This window comes from Mangrovimonas sp. TPBH4, assembly GCF_001280505.1.
Taxonomy (GTDB): Bacteria; Bacteroidota; Bacteroidia; order Flavobacteriales; family Flavobacteriaceae; genus Mangrovimonas_A.
Genome location: NZ_LBIO01000062.1, coordinates 149797 through 168032 on the forward strand (window position 1 = coordinate 149797; position 18236 = coordinate 168032).

Annotated in this window: 14 protein-coding genes; 3 read left to right on the plus strand and 11 right to left on the minus strand. The window is 38.8% G+C overall.

Annotated elements, in window-relative coordinates:
• Positions 1-104 precede the first annotated feature (104 nt).
• The 6 genes from ZA05_RS16475 to ZA05_RS16505 form a co-directional block, all read right to left on the minus strand.
• A complete protein-coding gene (locus ZA05_RS16475; protein ID WP_053992790.1) occupies positions 105-527 on the minus strand; it encodes a hypothetical protein in 423 nt (140 codons plus the stop codon).
• A gap of 598 nt (positions 528-1125) precedes the next feature.
• The gene (locus ZA05_RS16485; protein ID WP_053992792.1) at positions 1126-1374 is read right to left on the minus strand and encodes a hypothetical protein; all 249 of its coding nucleotides are present in this window, start codon (positions 1372-1374) and stop codon (positions 1126-1128) included.
• A 257-nt stretch (positions 1375-1631) separates the two neighbouring features.
• Positions 1632-2063: a hypothetical protein gene (locus ZA05_RS16490; RefSeq protein ID WP_053992793.1), complete on the minus strand. Its 432-nt coding sequence runs from the start codon at positions 2061-2063 to the stop codon at positions 1632-1634.
• Positions 2064-2316: 253 nt separating this feature from the next.
• Complete coding sequence (locus ZA05_RS16495; RefSeq protein WP_053992794.1) at positions 2317-2625, minus strand: hypothetical protein; 309 nt, start codon at positions 2623-2625, stop codon at positions 2317-2319.
• 185 nt (positions 2626-2810) lie between these two features.
• Entirely contained in the window at positions 2811-4058 is a 1248-nt protein-coding gene (locus tag ZA05_RS16500; protein ID WP_053992795.1) for an erythromycin esterase family protein, read from the minus strand.
• A 190-nt stretch (positions 4059-4248) separates the two neighbouring features.
• On the minus strand, positions 4249-4842 hold the full coding sequence (locus tag ZA05_RS16505; protein WP_053992796.1) for a hypothetical protein: 594 nt from the start codon (positions 4840-4842) through the stop codon (positions 4249-4251).
• A gap of 293 nt (positions 4843-5135) precedes the next feature.
• On the opposite strand from ZA05_RS16505, the gene ZA05_RS16510 reads away from it, so the two are divergent.
• The gene (locus ZA05_RS16510; protein WP_082333819.1) at positions 5136-6974 is read left to right on the plus strand and encodes a helix-turn-helix domain-containing protein; all 1839 of its coding nucleotides are present in this window, start codon (positions 5136-5138) and stop codon (positions 6972-6974) included.
• Positions 6975-7040: 66 nt separating this feature from the next.
• Here ZA05_RS16510 and ZA05_RS16515 read toward each other — a convergent pair whose 3' ends face one another.
• On the minus strand, positions 7041-7433 hold the full coding sequence (locus ZA05_RS16515) for a hypothetical protein (protein ID WP_053992798.1): 393 nt from the start codon (positions 7431-7433) through the stop codon (positions 7041-7043).
• 249 nt (positions 7434-7682) lie between these two features.
• On the opposite strand from ZA05_RS16515, the gene ZA05_RS16520 reads away from it, so the two are divergent.
• Both ZA05_RS16520 and ZA05_RS16525 read left to right on the plus strand, forming a co-directional pair.
• Positions 7683-9008 (plus strand): T9SS type A sorting domain-containing protein, encoded by a 1326-nt coding sequence (locus ZA05_RS16520; RefSeq protein WP_053992799.1) that lies wholly within the window; start codon positions 7683-7685, stop codon positions 9006-9008.
• A 319-nt stretch (positions 9009-9327) separates the two neighbouring features.
• A complete protein-coding gene (locus ZA05_RS16525) occupies positions 9328-13365 on the plus strand; it encodes a pectinesterase family protein (RefSeq protein ID WP_053992800.1) in 4038 nt (1345 codons plus the stop codon).
• A gap of 135 nt (positions 13366-13500) precedes the next feature.
• On the opposite strand, the gene ZA05_RS16530 is transcribed toward ZA05_RS16525, so the two are convergent.
• The 4 genes from ZA05_RS16530 to ZA05_RS16545 form a co-directional block, all read right to left on the minus strand.
• The gene (locus ZA05_RS16530; RefSeq protein WP_053992801.1) at positions 13501-13851 is read right to left on the minus strand and encodes a DUF2200 domain-containing protein; all 351 of its coding nucleotides are present in this window, start codon (positions 13849-13851) and stop codon (positions 13501-13503) included.
• A 139-nt stretch (positions 13852-13990) separates the two neighbouring features.
• Complete coding sequence (locus tag ZA05_RS16535) at positions 13991-15658, minus strand: formate--tetrahydrofolate ligase (protein ID WP_053992802.1); 1668 nt, start codon at positions 15656-15658, stop codon at positions 13991-13993.
• Positions 15659-15815: 157 nt separating this feature from the next.
• On the minus strand, positions 15816-17141 hold the full coding sequence (locus ZA05_RS16540) for an adenylate/guanylate cyclase domain-containing protein (RefSeq protein ID WP_053992803.1): 1326 nt from the start codon (positions 17139-17141) through the stop codon (positions 15816-15818).
• Positions 17142-17198: 57 nt separating this feature from the next.
• A complete protein-coding gene (locus tag ZA05_RS16545) occupies positions 17199-18023 on the minus strand; it encodes a PAS domain-containing protein (protein WP_082333820.1) in 825 nt (274 codons plus the stop codon).
• Between the last annotated feature and the right edge of the window lie 213 nt (positions 18024-18236).

Genomic DNA, 18236 nt, shown 5'->3' on the forward strand with positions numbered 1-18236 from the left:
TAGTTCAAATTTCTAAAGGAAATCAATGTATTTAGAAAGCTCCAATTTCTTGAAGCTTTCTTGCTTTTTTCTGGATTCGCACTAAGTATTTTTTTAGAGAATAATCATTTCGCCAATATTAAAGTACCTTCTTGGTGGTGGTCTGTACCGGACCCATCATTTCTTACCATTCCATAATTAATAATTTCTCCTGAGGCATTTTCAAATTTACCTGTTCCTCCAGTAACCGTTAAATGGTTTTCAAACTCAAAAACGTAGTTTTCGTCTTGAATTGGGATGAGTTGACTTCCGCTAGATGTAGTAAATAGGAAATCGCCACTATTGGCTTCTAGTATGTTATCCGCGCCAGAAAATTCCCCAAATCCAGCATCAAAATCTGGCTGTCCTTCACTATCAAGTACGACATGAAAGCAAAACTCTAAATCAACCGTGAAATTACCCAAATGCGTGGCATTCCCATATCCTAATTGATGGTCCTGACCCCAGGTCTGTAGGTGAATTAGATGAGCATAACTGAGCAAAAGCATCGTCTACAGTTACCCATTTGTAGTTGTTAAGGACATAAGCATTGCCATCATCCATTTGAACCCATTCATCTATTCCTTTTGTTTCCTGAAGATTTTATTCTAATTAATTGAAATGGATTATTTTTATAGTTCTCTCCAAAGCACCCCAATTTGGACATAGAATATCATTAGAAATACTATATGCTGGCAAAATAATTTAAAGAAAGGTACAGCATACATATTGGCAGGTGAGTTGTCTGTGTTGATATTATTATCCCTAGTAAATTCATAGATAACATACTTTTGGGCAACATAAAAAAATAGGCCACTGAAACTATAGAATGTTAGACTCCAGAATTTTTCCATTGGCAAGAAATGTTCAGATAAGTACATTGCCTGTAATGGCATAAAAAGTATTGTAATAGCGGACAACAGAATAATCCATTTTTTGTGAATGGATAAAGTTTTATATAGTAAGTGCCAAATTAAAAAGTTAATTAATAGGTAGTAAAAGGCATAAAGTATAATCATGCGGATAGTTTGAATTTTATTCTATGTTAATTGTTAGAGTAACTTTAGAAATAATAGAAGCTAGAAGATGGTAAAAAATTAAGTAATCCTATTTAAGATAAAGCTCTTTAAAATGCTCTAGTCTTTTTCCTGGTATTATCATTTTCCATATCTCATTTTGTTTTATAATGCTTTTGTCTGCAAGTCTTTTACCATCTAAATAAGTACGGTAGATGAGAACATAGAAAAACAATAGTCCAAGAAAAAGAATGGGGTCAATTAAATGCTCCTTCATTAGTAGCAAAAGAATAATGAATGGCGTAAAGCTTAGAAAGTAATAAGTAAGTAGGCTTTTCATTTAGTTTGGATTAATTCTAGGCAATTATAGGTAAAAACAGCCAATTGACAATCACAGACGATTATAACTGTTTGTTAGGTTGTTCGAGATATTTTTCTTAAAATAAGGGTGTGTTCCTTTGAATCTCTTCTCAAGAGGGATGGAGCAGGTTTAATTTTTAATTCTTAGGCTGTTAAGAACAACAAGGGAGCCATTTGGCTCCCTTGTTGTTCTGTTCTCTTATCATTAGTTATCCTCTATTCAGGAAATGGCATCCTCTATAATTTGACGGTTAAGCCAATACCGGGGGATAGTCCAGAAACGTTTCCGCCTGCTATTTCTGCATAGACGCCCCAAGTATCATTCCAAAACCAACGGCCGCCTATCTGCAGACCAAAATCAATATCGCTGTCGTCATGGCCACTTCCCATATACACGGAATATCCAAAATTGGCACCGCCATATACGTCCCATGCCGGGGCTGTCAACCCAAACAGATTATCGAAATAATAATTTCCCTTTACTCCCAGGTTCAACCAATCAAAATCTAAACTGGTGCCCAATCCTGGAGCAATGGTAATATCCCTGTGGATGGGAATTTCATAATTAGCACCTACAAAACCAAAGTTCAATTCACTTCTAGCCTGTCCGAAAACACTTGTCGCACTAAATAGTAGAGCAGAGACAAATAATAAAGTTAATTTATTCATAATTTAAAGTTATAAGTTATACTTATTTGTTGTTTTTAAAATAAGGGTTAAGGCATTGTAGTCGGTAGAATAAATCGGGATTTTTAAATGTAAAACGTTTATAACCACTAATTTAAGTAAAATTTTATCTCTAACCTAAAGGATTTTTCAACAACGATTAAGGAGATTCTTTCATGTAAATTTTCAAGATATTTTACATGGGCCAATAAAGAGGGTACTGAATAAATCAAATAGCGGGATTATGGATTGTAAATCAATTTAGTTCCCACCCATCTAGGTCTTGGCATTCATCTGGAATTTTTTTGATAAAACCCGATAAATTTTGTCTGCTGGTGGTGTTTATGTTTTCAATATAAACGCAGCCGCTTCCATCTGCCACAAAAATATCCCTAACTCGTTCCAATTCGTTTCTGTAAATAAATGCAATCTTAAGGCAGGAATTATCTTCATAGGTACAATCACAATTCACAAAATAGGAGATTTCGTAAGTGCAACTCTCGTCATCCTCAGTAGAACAACCAAAAATTAAAAACAGACTTATAAAAATGTAAAATAACTTCATGTTGGTACAATTTAAAGTTCTGGTTTATATAAAGTTACGAAATTTAGATGTTTGATTTTGAGATGTTTAAAAGAAAATAAGTGCTACTTAATTAAAAAGGGGTTGACTGATGTAATGTAATTGGGATATATTTTTTAAGAAGGCTTTTCTTACTAATAATTTTGTAAAATTTGCTTTAAACATATCTAAGGAACTTGATTTACCAAATGTTCACTTTTAATATAAAAAATGCCATCAGCTACATTATAAATGTCCATCTCATCTCCATTGTATGAGATCCCATCCACCCAAGTAATATTCGATTTAAATACTTGCTCGGAGAAAGTCTTGGCTAGTAATGAGTTCCTAAAGGAAATATAGGCGTACTCAGAAGTGTAATATGTGTTTATAAAACGTTCCAAGCTCCCTTTTTTACTTTTGACCTTGGTTTTTCCAAGTCCGAGATATCCTTTAAAGCCGCAAGTTCCTTCAAAAGGAGTAAAGGCTATTAAGTAATATTGATTTCCGTATTGCTCTCTTAAATAGGTGCCCATTTTATTTTTGTTGAAACGGTCCGATTCTCTATAGGCCTCTATGGATTCCGTATTGTACAGCAAATGGGTAGTGGCGGCCCAAAGCATTATTTTTTTCTTTGGATAAAGTTTGTCGCCCAAGAATTCTGCATTAATGCCCATCTGTTTGTCTCTATCAGAAGTTCCATAGTTTTTACGGTAAACAGATTGTAGGTTGTCAACCATATGTTTCCAAAAATTTAAGTAGGTGTTCTCTTGATAAGAAACGCTTTTTAAGGCTTCGTTAATGTTTCTGAATTTATGGTGCATCAAAAGAGTGTCTGCAGGTTCTCTTTTGGAAAATCCGTAACATCTATTGACTGTTTCTGTAATGGCATTGTAAAAGGAGCTATCTAATTTGAAGCTCCTTTGACTTTTTCTTTCAAGTGTATCGATAAATCTCGAAAAGTCTTTTGGTAAATTATAGTTTGCTTTTACAGAAAAGAATGATTCATCAAAACCAACCAATTCCAAGGGATGTTCGGTTTTTTGGGAATCTACTATATAATTAAACAATTCTTTCATTTCAGTAGTGTTCCATACCCCTGAAATATTTTTAGAGATGGAGTCAGGATTGGCAATGCCTTCCTTTAATTGCTGGTTCAATATATTCATATTGTACATGGGGCATTCAAAAGCCAAGACATCAAAACCACATTTTTCGTGAAGAAACTTTACCATTTTTATTTTGGCTGTATAGGTTTCTCCCATAAAATGTAATGCTTCCCCAAGTCCAACAAATTTAACTTGTTCCAATTCTGATTTTAAAAAGTCAAGATTTGTAAAAGTTGAAGAATTGTAGTCTGAAGGGGTGATTGTTGTAATAGTTTGTGAAAAACTTAGATTGAAAATAAAAAAGTTAAGGAGTAGAAGTTTTTTCAAAAGTTGAATGGTTTAGTTGCACTTAAAAATAAGAAGGCTATTCAATGTAATGTAGGTTTTTACATATATTTAACGTTCTCTCTTGTGCCTCGTTCAGTCCTTTTTAAATTATTTTAAAATAAGCCCCGATGCCTCTTTAAAATAAAAGTGCCATCGAGACTTTTTTGCAGAAGTAATAGGTGTGGTTAATCTATTTGTTGCCTTTGGGTAGAACCAAGGTGCCTGTAACTTGGTGGTCCGTTTGAAATTCTGGGATAAAATTGCCATCCTCGTCAAATGAATTGACATAGCTGTTAAAGGTGGCATTTCCAGTGGCGCCTTCAAATCTTCCGGTACCTCCATTGAATATGATTGGATCTTCAAAATAACCTTCATAAAAAGGATCGTCTATAATGATTACTTCACCGTAGGAGCCATCATCAGGATTGGTAAAATATAGTTCGTCTCCATTGGCAGCTATAAACACGCCTTCTATATTGGTGTAGGTTAATCCCGCTTCGCAAAATTTAATGGTAACGCTAAAGTTGCCTAAATGGGTACCGGTTCCAGCTCCAACTTGATAGTTAAATCCTAGAAAAGGGGCTTCGGTACAATAGCCTTCCCCTGATAAACTATAATTTCTCTTGGTGAAAAAATCCAATTTTAATGGTTTTTCTACAGAGCCATTAGCCGTCTTGGCCTGGGTGTCGCTTTCCTCGGTAATAATATCCGTTTCTTGGGTGTCGCAAGCGGAGAAGCTCAGTAATAGGGCGCATGTTAATAGGAATAGTGAAAGTGGTTTCATGATGCTTAAATTTTAAATGGTTATGAGTTTGATTTTTCGTGTATATAAAGGTATTTCGGGGGGCTTGATTTTTTGGGAATTCATGTTGTATACACCGTAAACTATGTTGCAAACTCTGTAACAAAAGGTTGAAATTCCGTAGCGTGTGTTAAATCTGCGTGTTATAGATGGTCAAAAAATAAGTAAAGTGAAACGGAAGCTTTTTTAATTTTTAGTAATTTTAGAATCAGTGTGTTATATGAATAAGTGAAGAGGTTGGCAATCGTTAAGGTTGTTATAAGACATTTGGGGTTATGGAGCCGCTCATATCAATGAACCAAGCTTTTATTGAAAAGCTGTACGGGATTTTAGAAGAGAACTATCAGGACGAGAACTTTGGGGTGAAGGAGTTGGCTTCAGAGGCTGGAATTAGCAGGTCTCAATTGCACCGAAAATTGCAATCCCTAATAGGGATGTCGGCCAGTAAATTTATCAGGTCGTTCCGGCTGGAGAAGGCACACACGCTATTGGAGAACAATGTCTCAACTGTCTCCGAAGTGTCCTACGCCGTTGGTTTCAACAGTCCTTCCTATTTTATCAAGTGTTTTCACGACCATTATAACTGTTCTCCTGGCGAGTTGAAATCGCACAATTTAGATACCATAGAAGATAGTTGGAGGGACAGAACACTCCCAGATGTACGTTCTTCCAGTATCAGTCAAAGAGTTTGGGTAGCATTAATCGCTGTATTTGTGGCAGGTTTGGTCATTTTCAATTTGTGGTACATCAGTCCCAAAAATCAGCCACGTTCCCTGGCCGTATTGCCATTTAGAAATTTGAGCGAAGACCCTTCCAATCAATATTTTTCCGATGGTATTATGGATATGATTACGAGCCAATTGTCGCATGTGGACGGGCTTAATGTCATTTCTAGGACTACCATGGAACATTATAGGGGAACTACCAGTACCATTCCTGAGATTTCAAAAGCGCTTAACGTTTCTTATATTTTGGAAGGCAGTGTACAACGATATGCCGATAAAACTCAAATTATTCTACAGTTGATAGACGCCAAGGAAGACAGGCACCTTTGGTCTCAAAATTACGAAAGGGCCTATGAAGATATTTTCGAGCTTCAAGGAGCGATTGCAAAAGATGTGGCCAAACAACTGAAGGTGGCTATTAGTCCCAATCAAGACAGAACACGTCAAGCCAAAGCCCCTAAGAACTTTGAAGCCTTGAATACCTATTTAAAAGCACGCTTTTTTTGGCACCGACGTACAGAAGTAGATTTAAAGAAAAGTATCCATTATTTTGAAAAGGCTATAGAAATAGACCCGGAGTATGCCTTGGCTTATGCAGGCTTGGCCGATGCCTATTTTATCATGGTGTGGTGGGGTTGGTATGATGTGGAATCTGGTATTTCCAAAGCTAAAAAATATGTAGATATGGCATTGAACCTAGACCCCATGGACGCTTCAGCCCATGCCACCTTAGGTGGGATTTTATGTTGGTATGACTGGAATTGGGACCTGGCAGAAGTGGAATTGAAAAAGGCAGTATCCTTAGACCCACAATATGCTACTGGGCACCAATATTATGCTGAGTTATTGGATATTTTGGGCAGAAATAGAGAGGCAAGGGAGCAAATTGATCTGGCATTAAAGTACAACCCCAATTCACGGGTTGGGAATTCCATTAGCTCCATGGTGTATTGTAATATGGGTAATTTCAGAAAGGCTTTGGAAGAACAAGTGAAGTCTGCTGAAATTTCTGGAGTACCGGACTATCTTTTCTGTATGAAAAATTTAATGTGGTTGGACGATCAAGAACAGGCCTTGAACTGTTTCAAGAAAATGGTGTCAGTCAAAGAAAGTGATATTGAAGAAATTGATACGCTATATCGAAAAGGAGGCATGGAAGCGGTGTTAAGAGCGCATACCAATAGCTTAGAATTTCAAAGAGCGTATAATTACAACATGGGAACAATATATTGCCTAACTAAAGATTATGACAAGGCATTGGAGTGTTTGGAGAAAAGTTATGAAGCTAGGGAACATGTGATTCTCCGGATGAAAAACAATTATGATTTTAAGGATCTAAGGAGCGAACCTAGATTTTTAAAATTGGTCGAAAATATGGGACAGAATTGATGAATTAGGGAATTTGATATGGGCTAATAAAAAAATCCCTTGCTACTGTAAGCAAGGGATTTTATATTATAAAATCCATTTGGCTAATTTATATTTTCGTTTGAAAGGCTTGATTTCTTTGTTGATTTTCTTTTTGTAGGATTTCAACATATCGTCATTTCCAAAGGCACTTTCAAGGACGCCATCCCGTTGATTTTTTCTATTCGTCAGTTTTTTAATCTTGGTATCATCATCGTCATCTCCACTGGCAATGTCCATAATGTCCTGAACATAGCTGCGATTTTCTGACTCAATTTTGTCCTTGAGTTCAGAGGAAATTCCTAAATCATTCCCTGGATTAAGGGTAGAAAGTAAATCGGATGAAAATTGGGCCGAAGGCTTGGTGATGGTTTGGGCCTGAAAACTAAATGAAATAAGGGTGAAGAGTATCACTCCAAGGTACGTTACTTTGGTGCTCATAATAATTGATTTTAATAGTTTCTTAAATGTAATCAATTAAAAATCAGTAAACAACAGTTTGTTTTTTATTCTTAAGCCGTACTCTTTTGAAGTGATAGAATCTAATTTTAACAACGCTATTAGGTCCTTGGTATTGGAGAATTGAATATTATGTCTTAATTTGGTAATCGATTACATTGTTGAAATAGTAACGAAATGCTTTCTAGTCTATGGCATTGTGATTCCTTCCTAATTTAATTTGAGATACTCATGAAAAAACGATTACTTTTTGCTGCCTTATTGGCGGGTATGTTCCATGTGAATGGGCAAAATTATTATATGGAATCGCCGGAAGGCTTTGGGGCTGCTGCTACTGGAGGTGGGAGTGCCACTCCTATTACGGTTACTACTTATACAGCTTTGAAGACGAATATTGAGGCGGCTGGTCCCAAAGTCATTTTGGTTTCTGGAACCATCACCATTCCAGAAGGTCAGCAAATTAGTAAAGTGGTGACCGACAAAACTATTTTAGGGTTGCCAGGAGCCAAATTGGTGAACAATAGCCAAACTCAAAGTGGTTCAGGGATTTTGAACTTGAAAAATGGATCGAATAACGTGATTATAAGAAACTTGATTTTTGAAGGACCTGGTGCCTATGATGTGGATGGTCGTGATAACTTAACGGCCGATGGTTGTACCAATTTGTGGGTGGACCATTGCGAGTTTCAGGATGGTGTAGATGGCAATTTTGATATCAAAGGAAATTCAGATGATGTGACGGTGTCTTGGTGTAAGTTTACCTATTTAAAGCCTGCCGTTCCAGGCGGTCCGGGAGGATCTAATGACCATAGATTTTCTAATTTGGTAGGCTCTAGCAGTACCAATGCCCCTGCAGACGGGCATTACAGCGTGACCTTTCAAAATTGCTTTTGGGCAGATGGTGTAAAGGCTAGGATGCCCCGAGCCAGAAATGCCGAATTGCATATCCTTAATTGTTATGTTAATACAGATGTATCGAGTTCTACAGCCCTTGGATTGGGAGGAGGTATCAATGATCTTACCTGCTATGTGGAAAATACAGATTTTGCGAATGTAGGCAATGTGTATCAAAATGCCAGTTCTGATGGCGGTACTGTGTCCTTGGTATTTGACAACTGCTTAAATGGCGAGTCTAATGTTGGCACAGTTACGGCGCCTACGTATAGCTATACAGTACTTGAGGTAGAAGATGTTGCTGAGGTGATTAGTAATGAAAGTTGTGGCGCTGGAGCTACTCTTGATATTACTGATATAGGTGAAATTTCGTCCTCTTGTGATGGTCTGGGACTTGAAGACTTAAACGCAATTGGAGTGAACGTGTATCCTACCATTGTGGACGATATTTGCTATATCGAATTACCTTCACAACTTAATGGAAGTGTCTCTATCGATATGTTTACACTAATGGGACAAAAGGTATATTCTTATCAAAATAATGCTCAATTGGAGGCGACTAATAGATACGCTTTAGGTTTGAGCCAACTCGCTAAAGGAATGTATGTTTGCAGGCTACAAATTAATGGGCAAACAGAAAGCTTCCGATTGATGAAACGATAGAAAATAGTTTAAAAACCCTTGAAAACCCTAAGACGAGTTCTTAGGGTTTTTTATTTCAGATTGATAAATTGGTTTTTTTGAAGCGCTATAAATGTGAAATTCACACTTTTTTGAGCGATATTTTTTGATTATAACAATTTTGTAATATATTTACGTAATCGATTACATTGATTTTAAGTAGTTGTCGACCTTCTTAAAATAACATCGATCCCCCTTATTAATTGACTGAGCCTACCATTGTTGGTGAAGAATGTCACAAGTGAATGCCCCGCATTGACTTGGCGTTTTTTGATAATTAACTAGAACAAATTGTTACTACATGAAAAAACATTACTTTCTTTTGCAACTGTTCCTTTTATTTGTTGTAGCTGCCGTTCAAGGGCAGACCACTACCAGCTACAATTTAGGGGACCAATCCACCTTTACCAATTCGGGTAATCAGTGGGATCCTGTGACTTCTACTACAAGTCCAGATGGGAACGTTAGAACCCAAGCCGCTACAAGTCTGTGGCATAGTGCCGGATATGGCATTGCCTTCCAAAATGGGAATTCATTGGAAATAGACGTAACGGGAACTTGTACCATCCGTTTTTACGGATCGGTCTATAGTGCAGGAACCTTGGATGGAGGTACTACCTTAGGAGGTAACGATTTAGGGACCTTGGATGTGGATATGGATGCCTATCCAGAAATGGCAGATCAAACGGGCTATTATGAATATAGTTATACGGGAGGTGAAGGAACTATATATTTTACATTTAGCGGTTCTAATGCTTACACACCGGCTATAGAAGTGACTTATCCTTATACCATTTATAATTTGGTAGATCAATCTACTTTTACCAATACTGGAGTGCAATGGGATCCCGTAACATCTACCACAAGTCCTGACGGAAAGGTAAGAACCCAAGCAGCGACATCTCAGTGGCATAGTACCGGTTATGGGGTGGCCTTTAAGGAAGGAAACTCTTTGGAAATTGATGTAGAGGGAACCAATACTACGGTTCGTTTTTACGGATCGGTGTATAGTGCGGGCACTATGAGTGGAGGAACCACCTTGGGAGGTAACGATTTGGGAGTTATGGATGTTGATATGGATGCCTACCCAGAAATGGGGGACCAAACAGGTTATTACGAGTTTACTTATGTGGGAGGGGCTACTACCTTATATTTTACCTTTAATGGCTCCAATGCTTATACGCCTGCCATTCAGGTGACCAATCTTCCTGCGTCTATCATTATGACAGATGTTTGGGATTTTGGCGCAGAGCAATTTGATGAGGTGTTGTATAATAATCATTTGAATGAAGAAGTAATTAACGCTTGGTATGATGGTGTAACTCCAGGAACGAGTGGCATAAATCTTCCGTCATTTTCAGCTGGCGATTTGGGTTATGTTACCAATGGTACCAGCGACCGTTTAAGAACTACGAACACCAATATTACCCGTTGGGATGAAAATATAGCCAGCTCAACTAATTTTACCGGAAGAGTGTATGTGAATTCAGGTGCTAATATGAATCGTTACTTGACGCTTAATTTACAGGAAGATGATGAAGTTACCATTCATGCCAGAACAGATTCAGGAGGAAATATCAATTTTGAATATGCCGCCGACCCGGCTGCCCAAAAAGATGAGGTTGAAATGCCTGCTGCAGAGGTAGAACTGCAATTCGTGGCTCAATATACTGGAGAATACCATGTATATGACAATATAGGAAAGCCTAGTTATTTTAGGGTTTTAAGAAAAGCCGCCAATTACATCACCATAACTGGAACGGTGGATGCTACTGAAGCTCCTGGGATTCCTGAAGGATATACTGTGCAGTATACCAATGAGGCAGGTAAAATGTATGAAGCCGTCGTGACCGATGGAACTTATAGCATCGAGGTGCCTGCACCTTATACTTATGCCTTAAGTTTAGGTGGAGCGAATGGGTACGTTATTACCAATGGAGATACTGTGGAGGTAACTGAGGAAAGCACTATGCACGACATTACGGTGTTACAAGTAGACTTATACAATTTAAGTGGTGCTATCACTGGATTGTCAGACCTTTCAAATTTGGAATTACATTTCACGCCAGATCCATTAATGGAAACCATTTACCAACCAATAGTTACTGTTGATACCGAAGCTATGACCTATACGGTAAATCTTGAAGCCGATTTAGAATATACCATTTCTGCAGAAGGGGTTAACGACTATGAGATTTTGGATAACACCATTACTATAGGAACTGCAGCTGCTACTTCCGATGTCAATTTCACTTTAAAACCAGTATATGACGTAAGCATTACTGCTCCGGATTTGGATGCTGAGCAAATGAGTGCTTTGAGTTTGACCTTTACCAATAATAATGAAGAAGGCTATACCTATACTTTTGCCGATGTGACTACCGTGGCATTACGCGATGGGGTTTATAGTATTACATATGATGGATTGGACGCCTATCCAATAGAGTTGACACTAACTTCTAATTTGACTATTGATGGTGCTGATACTACTAAGGAACTTTCTTTTGATCCTGTGAGTGAATGGCTATTCGATGATAAAGTCATTTCCAATGCTACGGCATATAAAGGATTGATTTTTTCAGGTAGTGTGAGCGTAAGAGGAGATCACAGTCCACCAGACTTGGTAGCCTCTACTGGAGCGACTATTGCAGTGCCAATTGCTGTTGGTCAAAAAGTGATTGTAACCGATTACTACCAATCTAATTATACCATTGAAGATGGCGATGTAGTAGCCAATACTTCTGGAAGTACCAGTTCTAGCGTGGTTTCTGAATATGTATATGAAGGAACAGTAGATGGTACGGTGACGATTTCGGTAGGTGGAACTTCTTATTTCCGTTCTGTTAAAGTGGTAGATATCGTAGCTTATAGCGCTGTGATTACAGTGGGTATTGATAAGGATTACCAAACTATTAACGCTGCTTTGGATGCTGTTGCCAATATGGAACGTCCAAACAACGAATTGGTAACTATTGTTATCGACCCAGGAAATTATGAAGAAATGTTGGTGGTTTCAAGTCATAACGTGACATTGAAAAATGCGTCATCTACTCCGAGCATCGCAATTTTGAACGAAGGTGTAGATATTGATGTAAATGCCGTTCGTATTACGTCTTATTATGGACAGAAATATAACTTCTTTAGCCAAGGCACAGACAATAAATGGAGTGCTGAATCTTTGGCGGTAAATACTGAAAACGGTTATACCAATTATGTGAATCAAGAAGGAACTGGAGGAGGAACTTCCTATTGGAATGCTACTGTGGTGATTACTGCCGAGGATGTGACTTTTGAAAACATCATTTTGGAAAACTCTTTTAACCAATACATTTCCCAAAAGGAATCGGAAGATACCGTATTGGCAAAAGCGCCAAGTGAACCAACCCGTCCAACCGATTATGGAAATACGAGTGTTCAGGATCGTTCGGCTGGTTTTGTAACACAGGCTGCTGCTATTGGAATTGCCAATAGTGCCGATAGAGTAATCTTGAACAATTGCCGTGTTATTGGACGTCAGGATTCCTTCTATGGAGCTTCCGGAGCTCGTGTGGCAATTTACAAAGGTGCCATGATGGGAGCCGTGGATTATCTGTTTGGAGGGATGACAGCAGTATTTTATCAAACCGATTTGGTACTGAACACCAGTGATTCTAGTAACGATGCGGCCTATATTACAGCAGCACAACAAACCAGTGGGAGAGGATTTTTAATGTATGAATGTCATGTAGTGTCACCAGTGCCAGGTGTGGAGACCGCTTCTATATATGGTTCTAAACCTGGGTATTTTGGACGTCCTTGGGCTCCAAATACAAGTGAAGTCGTGTTCTACAATACGACTATTGATGAGTCAACATATCCAGGATCAGAAGGCTTGTCCTTGATTGCACCAGCAGGCTGGACCAGTAGTTTGGGAGGCGAGTCGTCTATGATGTATGAATATGGTACTATTGAAAATGCTGAAGGAGTAGATAATTCCGATAGCCGAGCGTCATGGTCTACGGTGTTGACCACTGAAGAATTGACTGATGGCACCGCCATCAACACTCTTAATTTTACCCAAGGAGATGATGGTTGGGACCCTTTTCCGGAATTAGACGGCTCATTGGGAATTGAAGATGAAATCATGGAAACTGCGGTTATCGTGAGTGCTTACCGTCAGCAGTTATTTATCTCCAATGTGTCTTCTGAAACTCAGGTAAAAGTGTATGCTTTAACAGGTGCCTTGGTACATGAGTTTGAAACCAATCAGGATACCGCAATAGATATCGCCAACGGCCTTTGGATTGTAACAGTAAATGCTCAAGATGGTTCAAAAACCGTAAAAATCATAGCGCATTAAAAAGTTAGTTGTTTTAAAAAATAGGCAGGATCAATTAGTATGGTAAACAATCCTGTTTAGACTGTGATTTGTTTTAAAAAGCTCCAAAATATCTTGGAGCTTTTTTTAACTGTAATGAAGAAGGAAGATTCGAAATTAAGTTCTCAAAATCTTTTCCATAGTGCGGCCTTTGGCCAATTCGTCAATGAGTTTGTCCATATATCTAATTTGCTGCATCAAATCTTCTTCAATTTCTTCTACACGGTAGCCACAGATAACCCCCGTAATTTTGGAAGCATTGGGGTTGATTTCGGGAGCCTCTGCAAAAAAGGTCTCAAAATCCACCTTGGTGTCTATTTGTTCCTGAAGTTGTGTTTCATCATATCCGGTAAGCCAACAAATAATCGTGTCAACTTCCTCTTTGGTCCGTCCTTTCTTTTCTGCTTTGGCAATATAGTGGGGATAGACGCTGGCAAATGCCATTTTATATATTCTCGTATTTGTCATGATGCTTCAGCTTTTATTAACGTGTTGATTTTGGTTATAACCAAGATACGCAATAAATCGTTCAATTAAATAACGGGATAGGTACAAACAAAAAGCCCAAATCTATAATTTGGGCTTTTTTGTATAAAGTAAAAATAGTTTAAAACAGACCTTCAATAGTGCCATCGGCATCTATACTGATATGTTCAGCCGAAGGCGTAGCTGGCAATCCAGGCATGCGCAAGATGGCACCGGCAATAGGAATGATAAACCCTGCTCCGGAAGCAACTTCAAATTCTCTAATATTGATGTCGAAATTCTCTGGGCGGCCCAGTTTCTTTTCGTCATCGCTTAAACTTTTCTGTGTTTTTGCCATACACACCGGAAGGTTGCCAAAGCCAAGGGCTTCAAAGCGTTTCATCTGGTTGTGAGCCTTGTTGGAAAGAATCACATGCTTGGCACCGTAAATGGTACGGGTGATTTTTTCCATTTTAGTCCTGATGGAATCTGATAGGTCATAGGTATGACTGATTTTGTTTTTACAGTTTTCAGTGGCTTCAACCACTAAATTAGCTAGATCGGTACAGCCTTCTCCACCATTGGCCCAACCATAACTTAGGGCTACGGGTACGCCCATTTTTTCACAGTGTTCAAAAAGCAATTGTTTTTCAGCTTCGGTATCACTATCAAAAGCATTTATGGAAATCACTACAGGTACTCCAAAACTCTTTAAGCTGTCTACATGACGTTCCAAATTAGGAAGTCCTTTCGCAAGAGCTTCGGTATCTTCTTGTGTCAATTCCGATAATGGTTTGCCACCGTGATATTTCAGGGCTCTAATAGTAGCTACTAGAACAACAGCTTTCGGTGAGAGTCCTGCATTTCGACATTTGATGTTGATGAATTTCTCGGCGCCTAAATCAGCTCCAAAGCCAGCTTCAGTGACTACATAATCGGCAAGGCTCATTCCCATTTTTGTAGCAAGTATGGAGTTGGTGCCTTGAGCTATGTTGGCAAAAGGACCTCCATGGATGATGGCCGGGGTTCCTTCCAAAGTCTGAACCAAATTTGGTTTAATGGCATCTTTCATCAAAACAGCCATAGCGCCATGGGCGTTGAGGTCTCGGGCAAAAACAGGTTTACCTTTCCAAGTGTCACCAATATAAATATTCCCCATGCGTTCGGTAAGGTCTTCCAAACTATTGCTCATACAAAGGATGGCCATAATTTCGGAGGCCGCCGTAATGTTAAACCCTGTTTCACGAGGTACGCCTCCCGCTTTACCACCTAGAGCCCCGACTATATTACGAAGGGCGCGGTCGTTCATGTCCATACAACGTTTCCAAAGGACAGTTCTGGGGTCAATACCTAAACTTCTGGTTTTACTTTGGATGTTATTGTCTATTAAGGCGGCCAAAAGGTTATTGGCTTTTTCAATAGCATGAAAGTCCCCTGTAAAGTGAAGGTTGATATCTACCATTGGAATTACTTGGCTCCAACCACCGCCAGCAGCACCACCTTTAATCCCAAATACAGGCCCTAAACTAGGTTCACGTAATACGGTTACCGTTTTTTTACCAAGTTTACTAAGGCCATCCGCCAAACCAATGGAAGTGGTTGTTTTACCTTCTCCTGCAGGGGTTGGAGTAATGGCAGTAACTAAAACCAAATTGCTTTGGTCTACCTTGTTTTGGTCAATAAGGTCTAAAGGAAGTTTGGCCTTGTCCGATCCGTAATAATCCAGTTGTGATTCGTTAATATCTAATGTAGCTGCAATGTCGCGAATATGCTTTGGGGCGACGCTTTGCGATATTTGAAGATCCGTCATTTGTAATGGTCTTTTATGTATTATTGAGTTAAGAACTTAAGGTATAAAGATACTTAAAAGGCTAGAGAAATATGGAGAGTTAAGATGGATTTGTATGAAGAAATACTACACATTTTATTTTATAGTACAATTGTGAAATGTAGGAAGTGAAATAGGTTTAAGCGTATTTTTTCATTTCAGTGGTAATGATAGTCAATGCCTGTTCCCAGGCTTTCAACAATTGGCCGCTGCTATAATCTCCCAATTCTTCCTCTATGGTTTCCAAAAGGGATGATAACACTACTGGGTAATGAGTTTCGTTGACGCCATAACGCGCATGACTTTCCCCCAACATTTTAAGACCTAGGGTTAAGTGTTCTGGTCGGCTCATGGAATAGACAATACCTCCCAGCATATGGGTTAGTAATCGTCCTTGGGATGCCATGTTGTTTTTGAAAAGGGCTCGAGCTTCTGGTGCTTTTTCAAATACACGGTCATAAAACTTATTGGCAAAGGCTTCTTCGTTGCGTAGAATATAATCTAGGGAGCGTTGCAATTCCAATTGAATGTCCATTTCTTTGAAGCCTTTAAGTTCGTATAAAATGGTTTCATGTTCATGACCTTCCATTTGCGGGTTAAAGGTTTGTCCCGTTACCAAGGTATTTTCGGGGAGTCCCTTATAAATGGATTCTGAAATCAATATTTTGGTTTGGGCGGTCTTGTTGAAGGATTGGATACGGCTCGCGGTATTTACAGGGTCGCCTACTACGGCAAACTGCTTGTGTTTGGGGTGTCCCAAGTGCCCAATGTAGGCCTTTCCAAAGTTGATGCCAATGCCCAGTTTAATACTGACGTTAAAATCTACCAGTTCAATACGATTGAGCCTTTCAATAGCATACTGCATGCCCAAAGCTGCTCTTACTGCATCTTGGCAATTTTTGCTCCGGAGCCCACCGGAAACCCCAAAGAGGCCAATGATTTCATCTCCCGCATATTGATAGATGACACCATTATTAATTAAAATGGGGTCTCCTAAAACCGTATAAAACCTATTGAGAATATGGGCGACATCAAAGGAACTGTTTTCCGAAGCCATTTTGGTAAAGCCTCTAATATCACAAAATAAAATCGCGATGGCGCGCTCTTCGGCGGCACCCTCTGGTACGGTTTCCAACTGTAATTTGTTCACTTCGGCACTGGTCCAAACCAAACGTTGTATACTAACGTCTCCCTTTGGGTAACATTGGCAGGCCAATCTAATGGAAGGATCCCATTTTCTTATGCTGGCAACTTCCTGCTCTTTAAGGGTTCTGGGACTTAGATTGTGTAGACCATCCAAAACACGGATCCGGCAGGTAGTGCAAAGCCCATTCCCACCACATTCGTGCATATGCGGAATTTGATTGTTGATGGAGCATTCTAAAAGTGTGGCGTCCGGATCGTGATGCGCTATTTGTTGGTTGATGCCGGTGTAGGTTATCACGGGTGTTTTAACGTTAGCCATGTTAGTAAGCTTTATGTTTTATAAAGATACTAAAATATAAAGTGCTGGCCTATAAGCTTAAAAGTCGCGAAAATGACGTTTGCCCTCCTGAGCTTTTTGAAATTCCGGTTTACTTAAAATATTTTCGTTAAGCACCATATCTGTTTTTACAATAGAGTCCAAAAAGGAATTCATTAATTGTGGATTGTTACGGACGTCATCATTAATGTAGTTGTAGTCTATATTGATACATATGGCACCTATTAATCCATCCTTTTCTTTATAGATTGGAATGGTGGTACATTTGAATTTTCGGGAACCAATATTGAGTTCGTAGTTGATTTTGTCCTCGTTTTTTGAATTCCGCCTTTTCAGGTCCAATACCAAATTGGTGGCTGGAGATTCTATATTGCGGCCAGTAACATTGTTTTTAATGTAGTAAAGCGCTTTGGATGGGTTAGTGAGGTTGTGAAGCAGGATTTCAATGCCCGAATCAGGGAAACTGTCACCAATGTGTTGTACGATGCGTTTATAGTTTTTTAAATAATTAATAGATTCATCCAAAACCTGGTCTCCCTTATATTTCTTGAATAATTTATGGTAACGGTCTCTGTAGGGATTCTTTAAAAGGTGTTTAACATTGTTCTGCTCTCCTATTAGTACCAATTGTCTTCCAGCCTGGTGGTCTGTTTTTTTTAGGAGTTCGTTTACTGCTTGGTTGAATAGGTCCATATCGAAACTTAGGATATGGTCTTCATTCACTTTAAAAGGGTAGAAAGGGTAATCCTCAAGCGGAGTTCCTTTTTGTTTTTTACGTTCCCTAATACGTCCAATAATATAACCGAAACCTAGCATGATTAAGGACGCGATAATGCTCAGGCCAATATTTATTAAACTTTCCATAGTTCTTAGAGTTGTGGTTGGAAATGTCCGGTTGGGTTTTATGCTGTTTAAATTACAAAAAAGTTTAAAACTGAAAGTATTAGGTTCCAATGTAAGTGTGCGAATGAAAACTTTAAAGCTGAAACAGGTGCTGTTCGTTAAGCAAAAGTTAATAAATCATAAGCGCTAAAAAATAGATGAAAAGAGTATGAGGTAGTCTGCTGTAAATTGTTT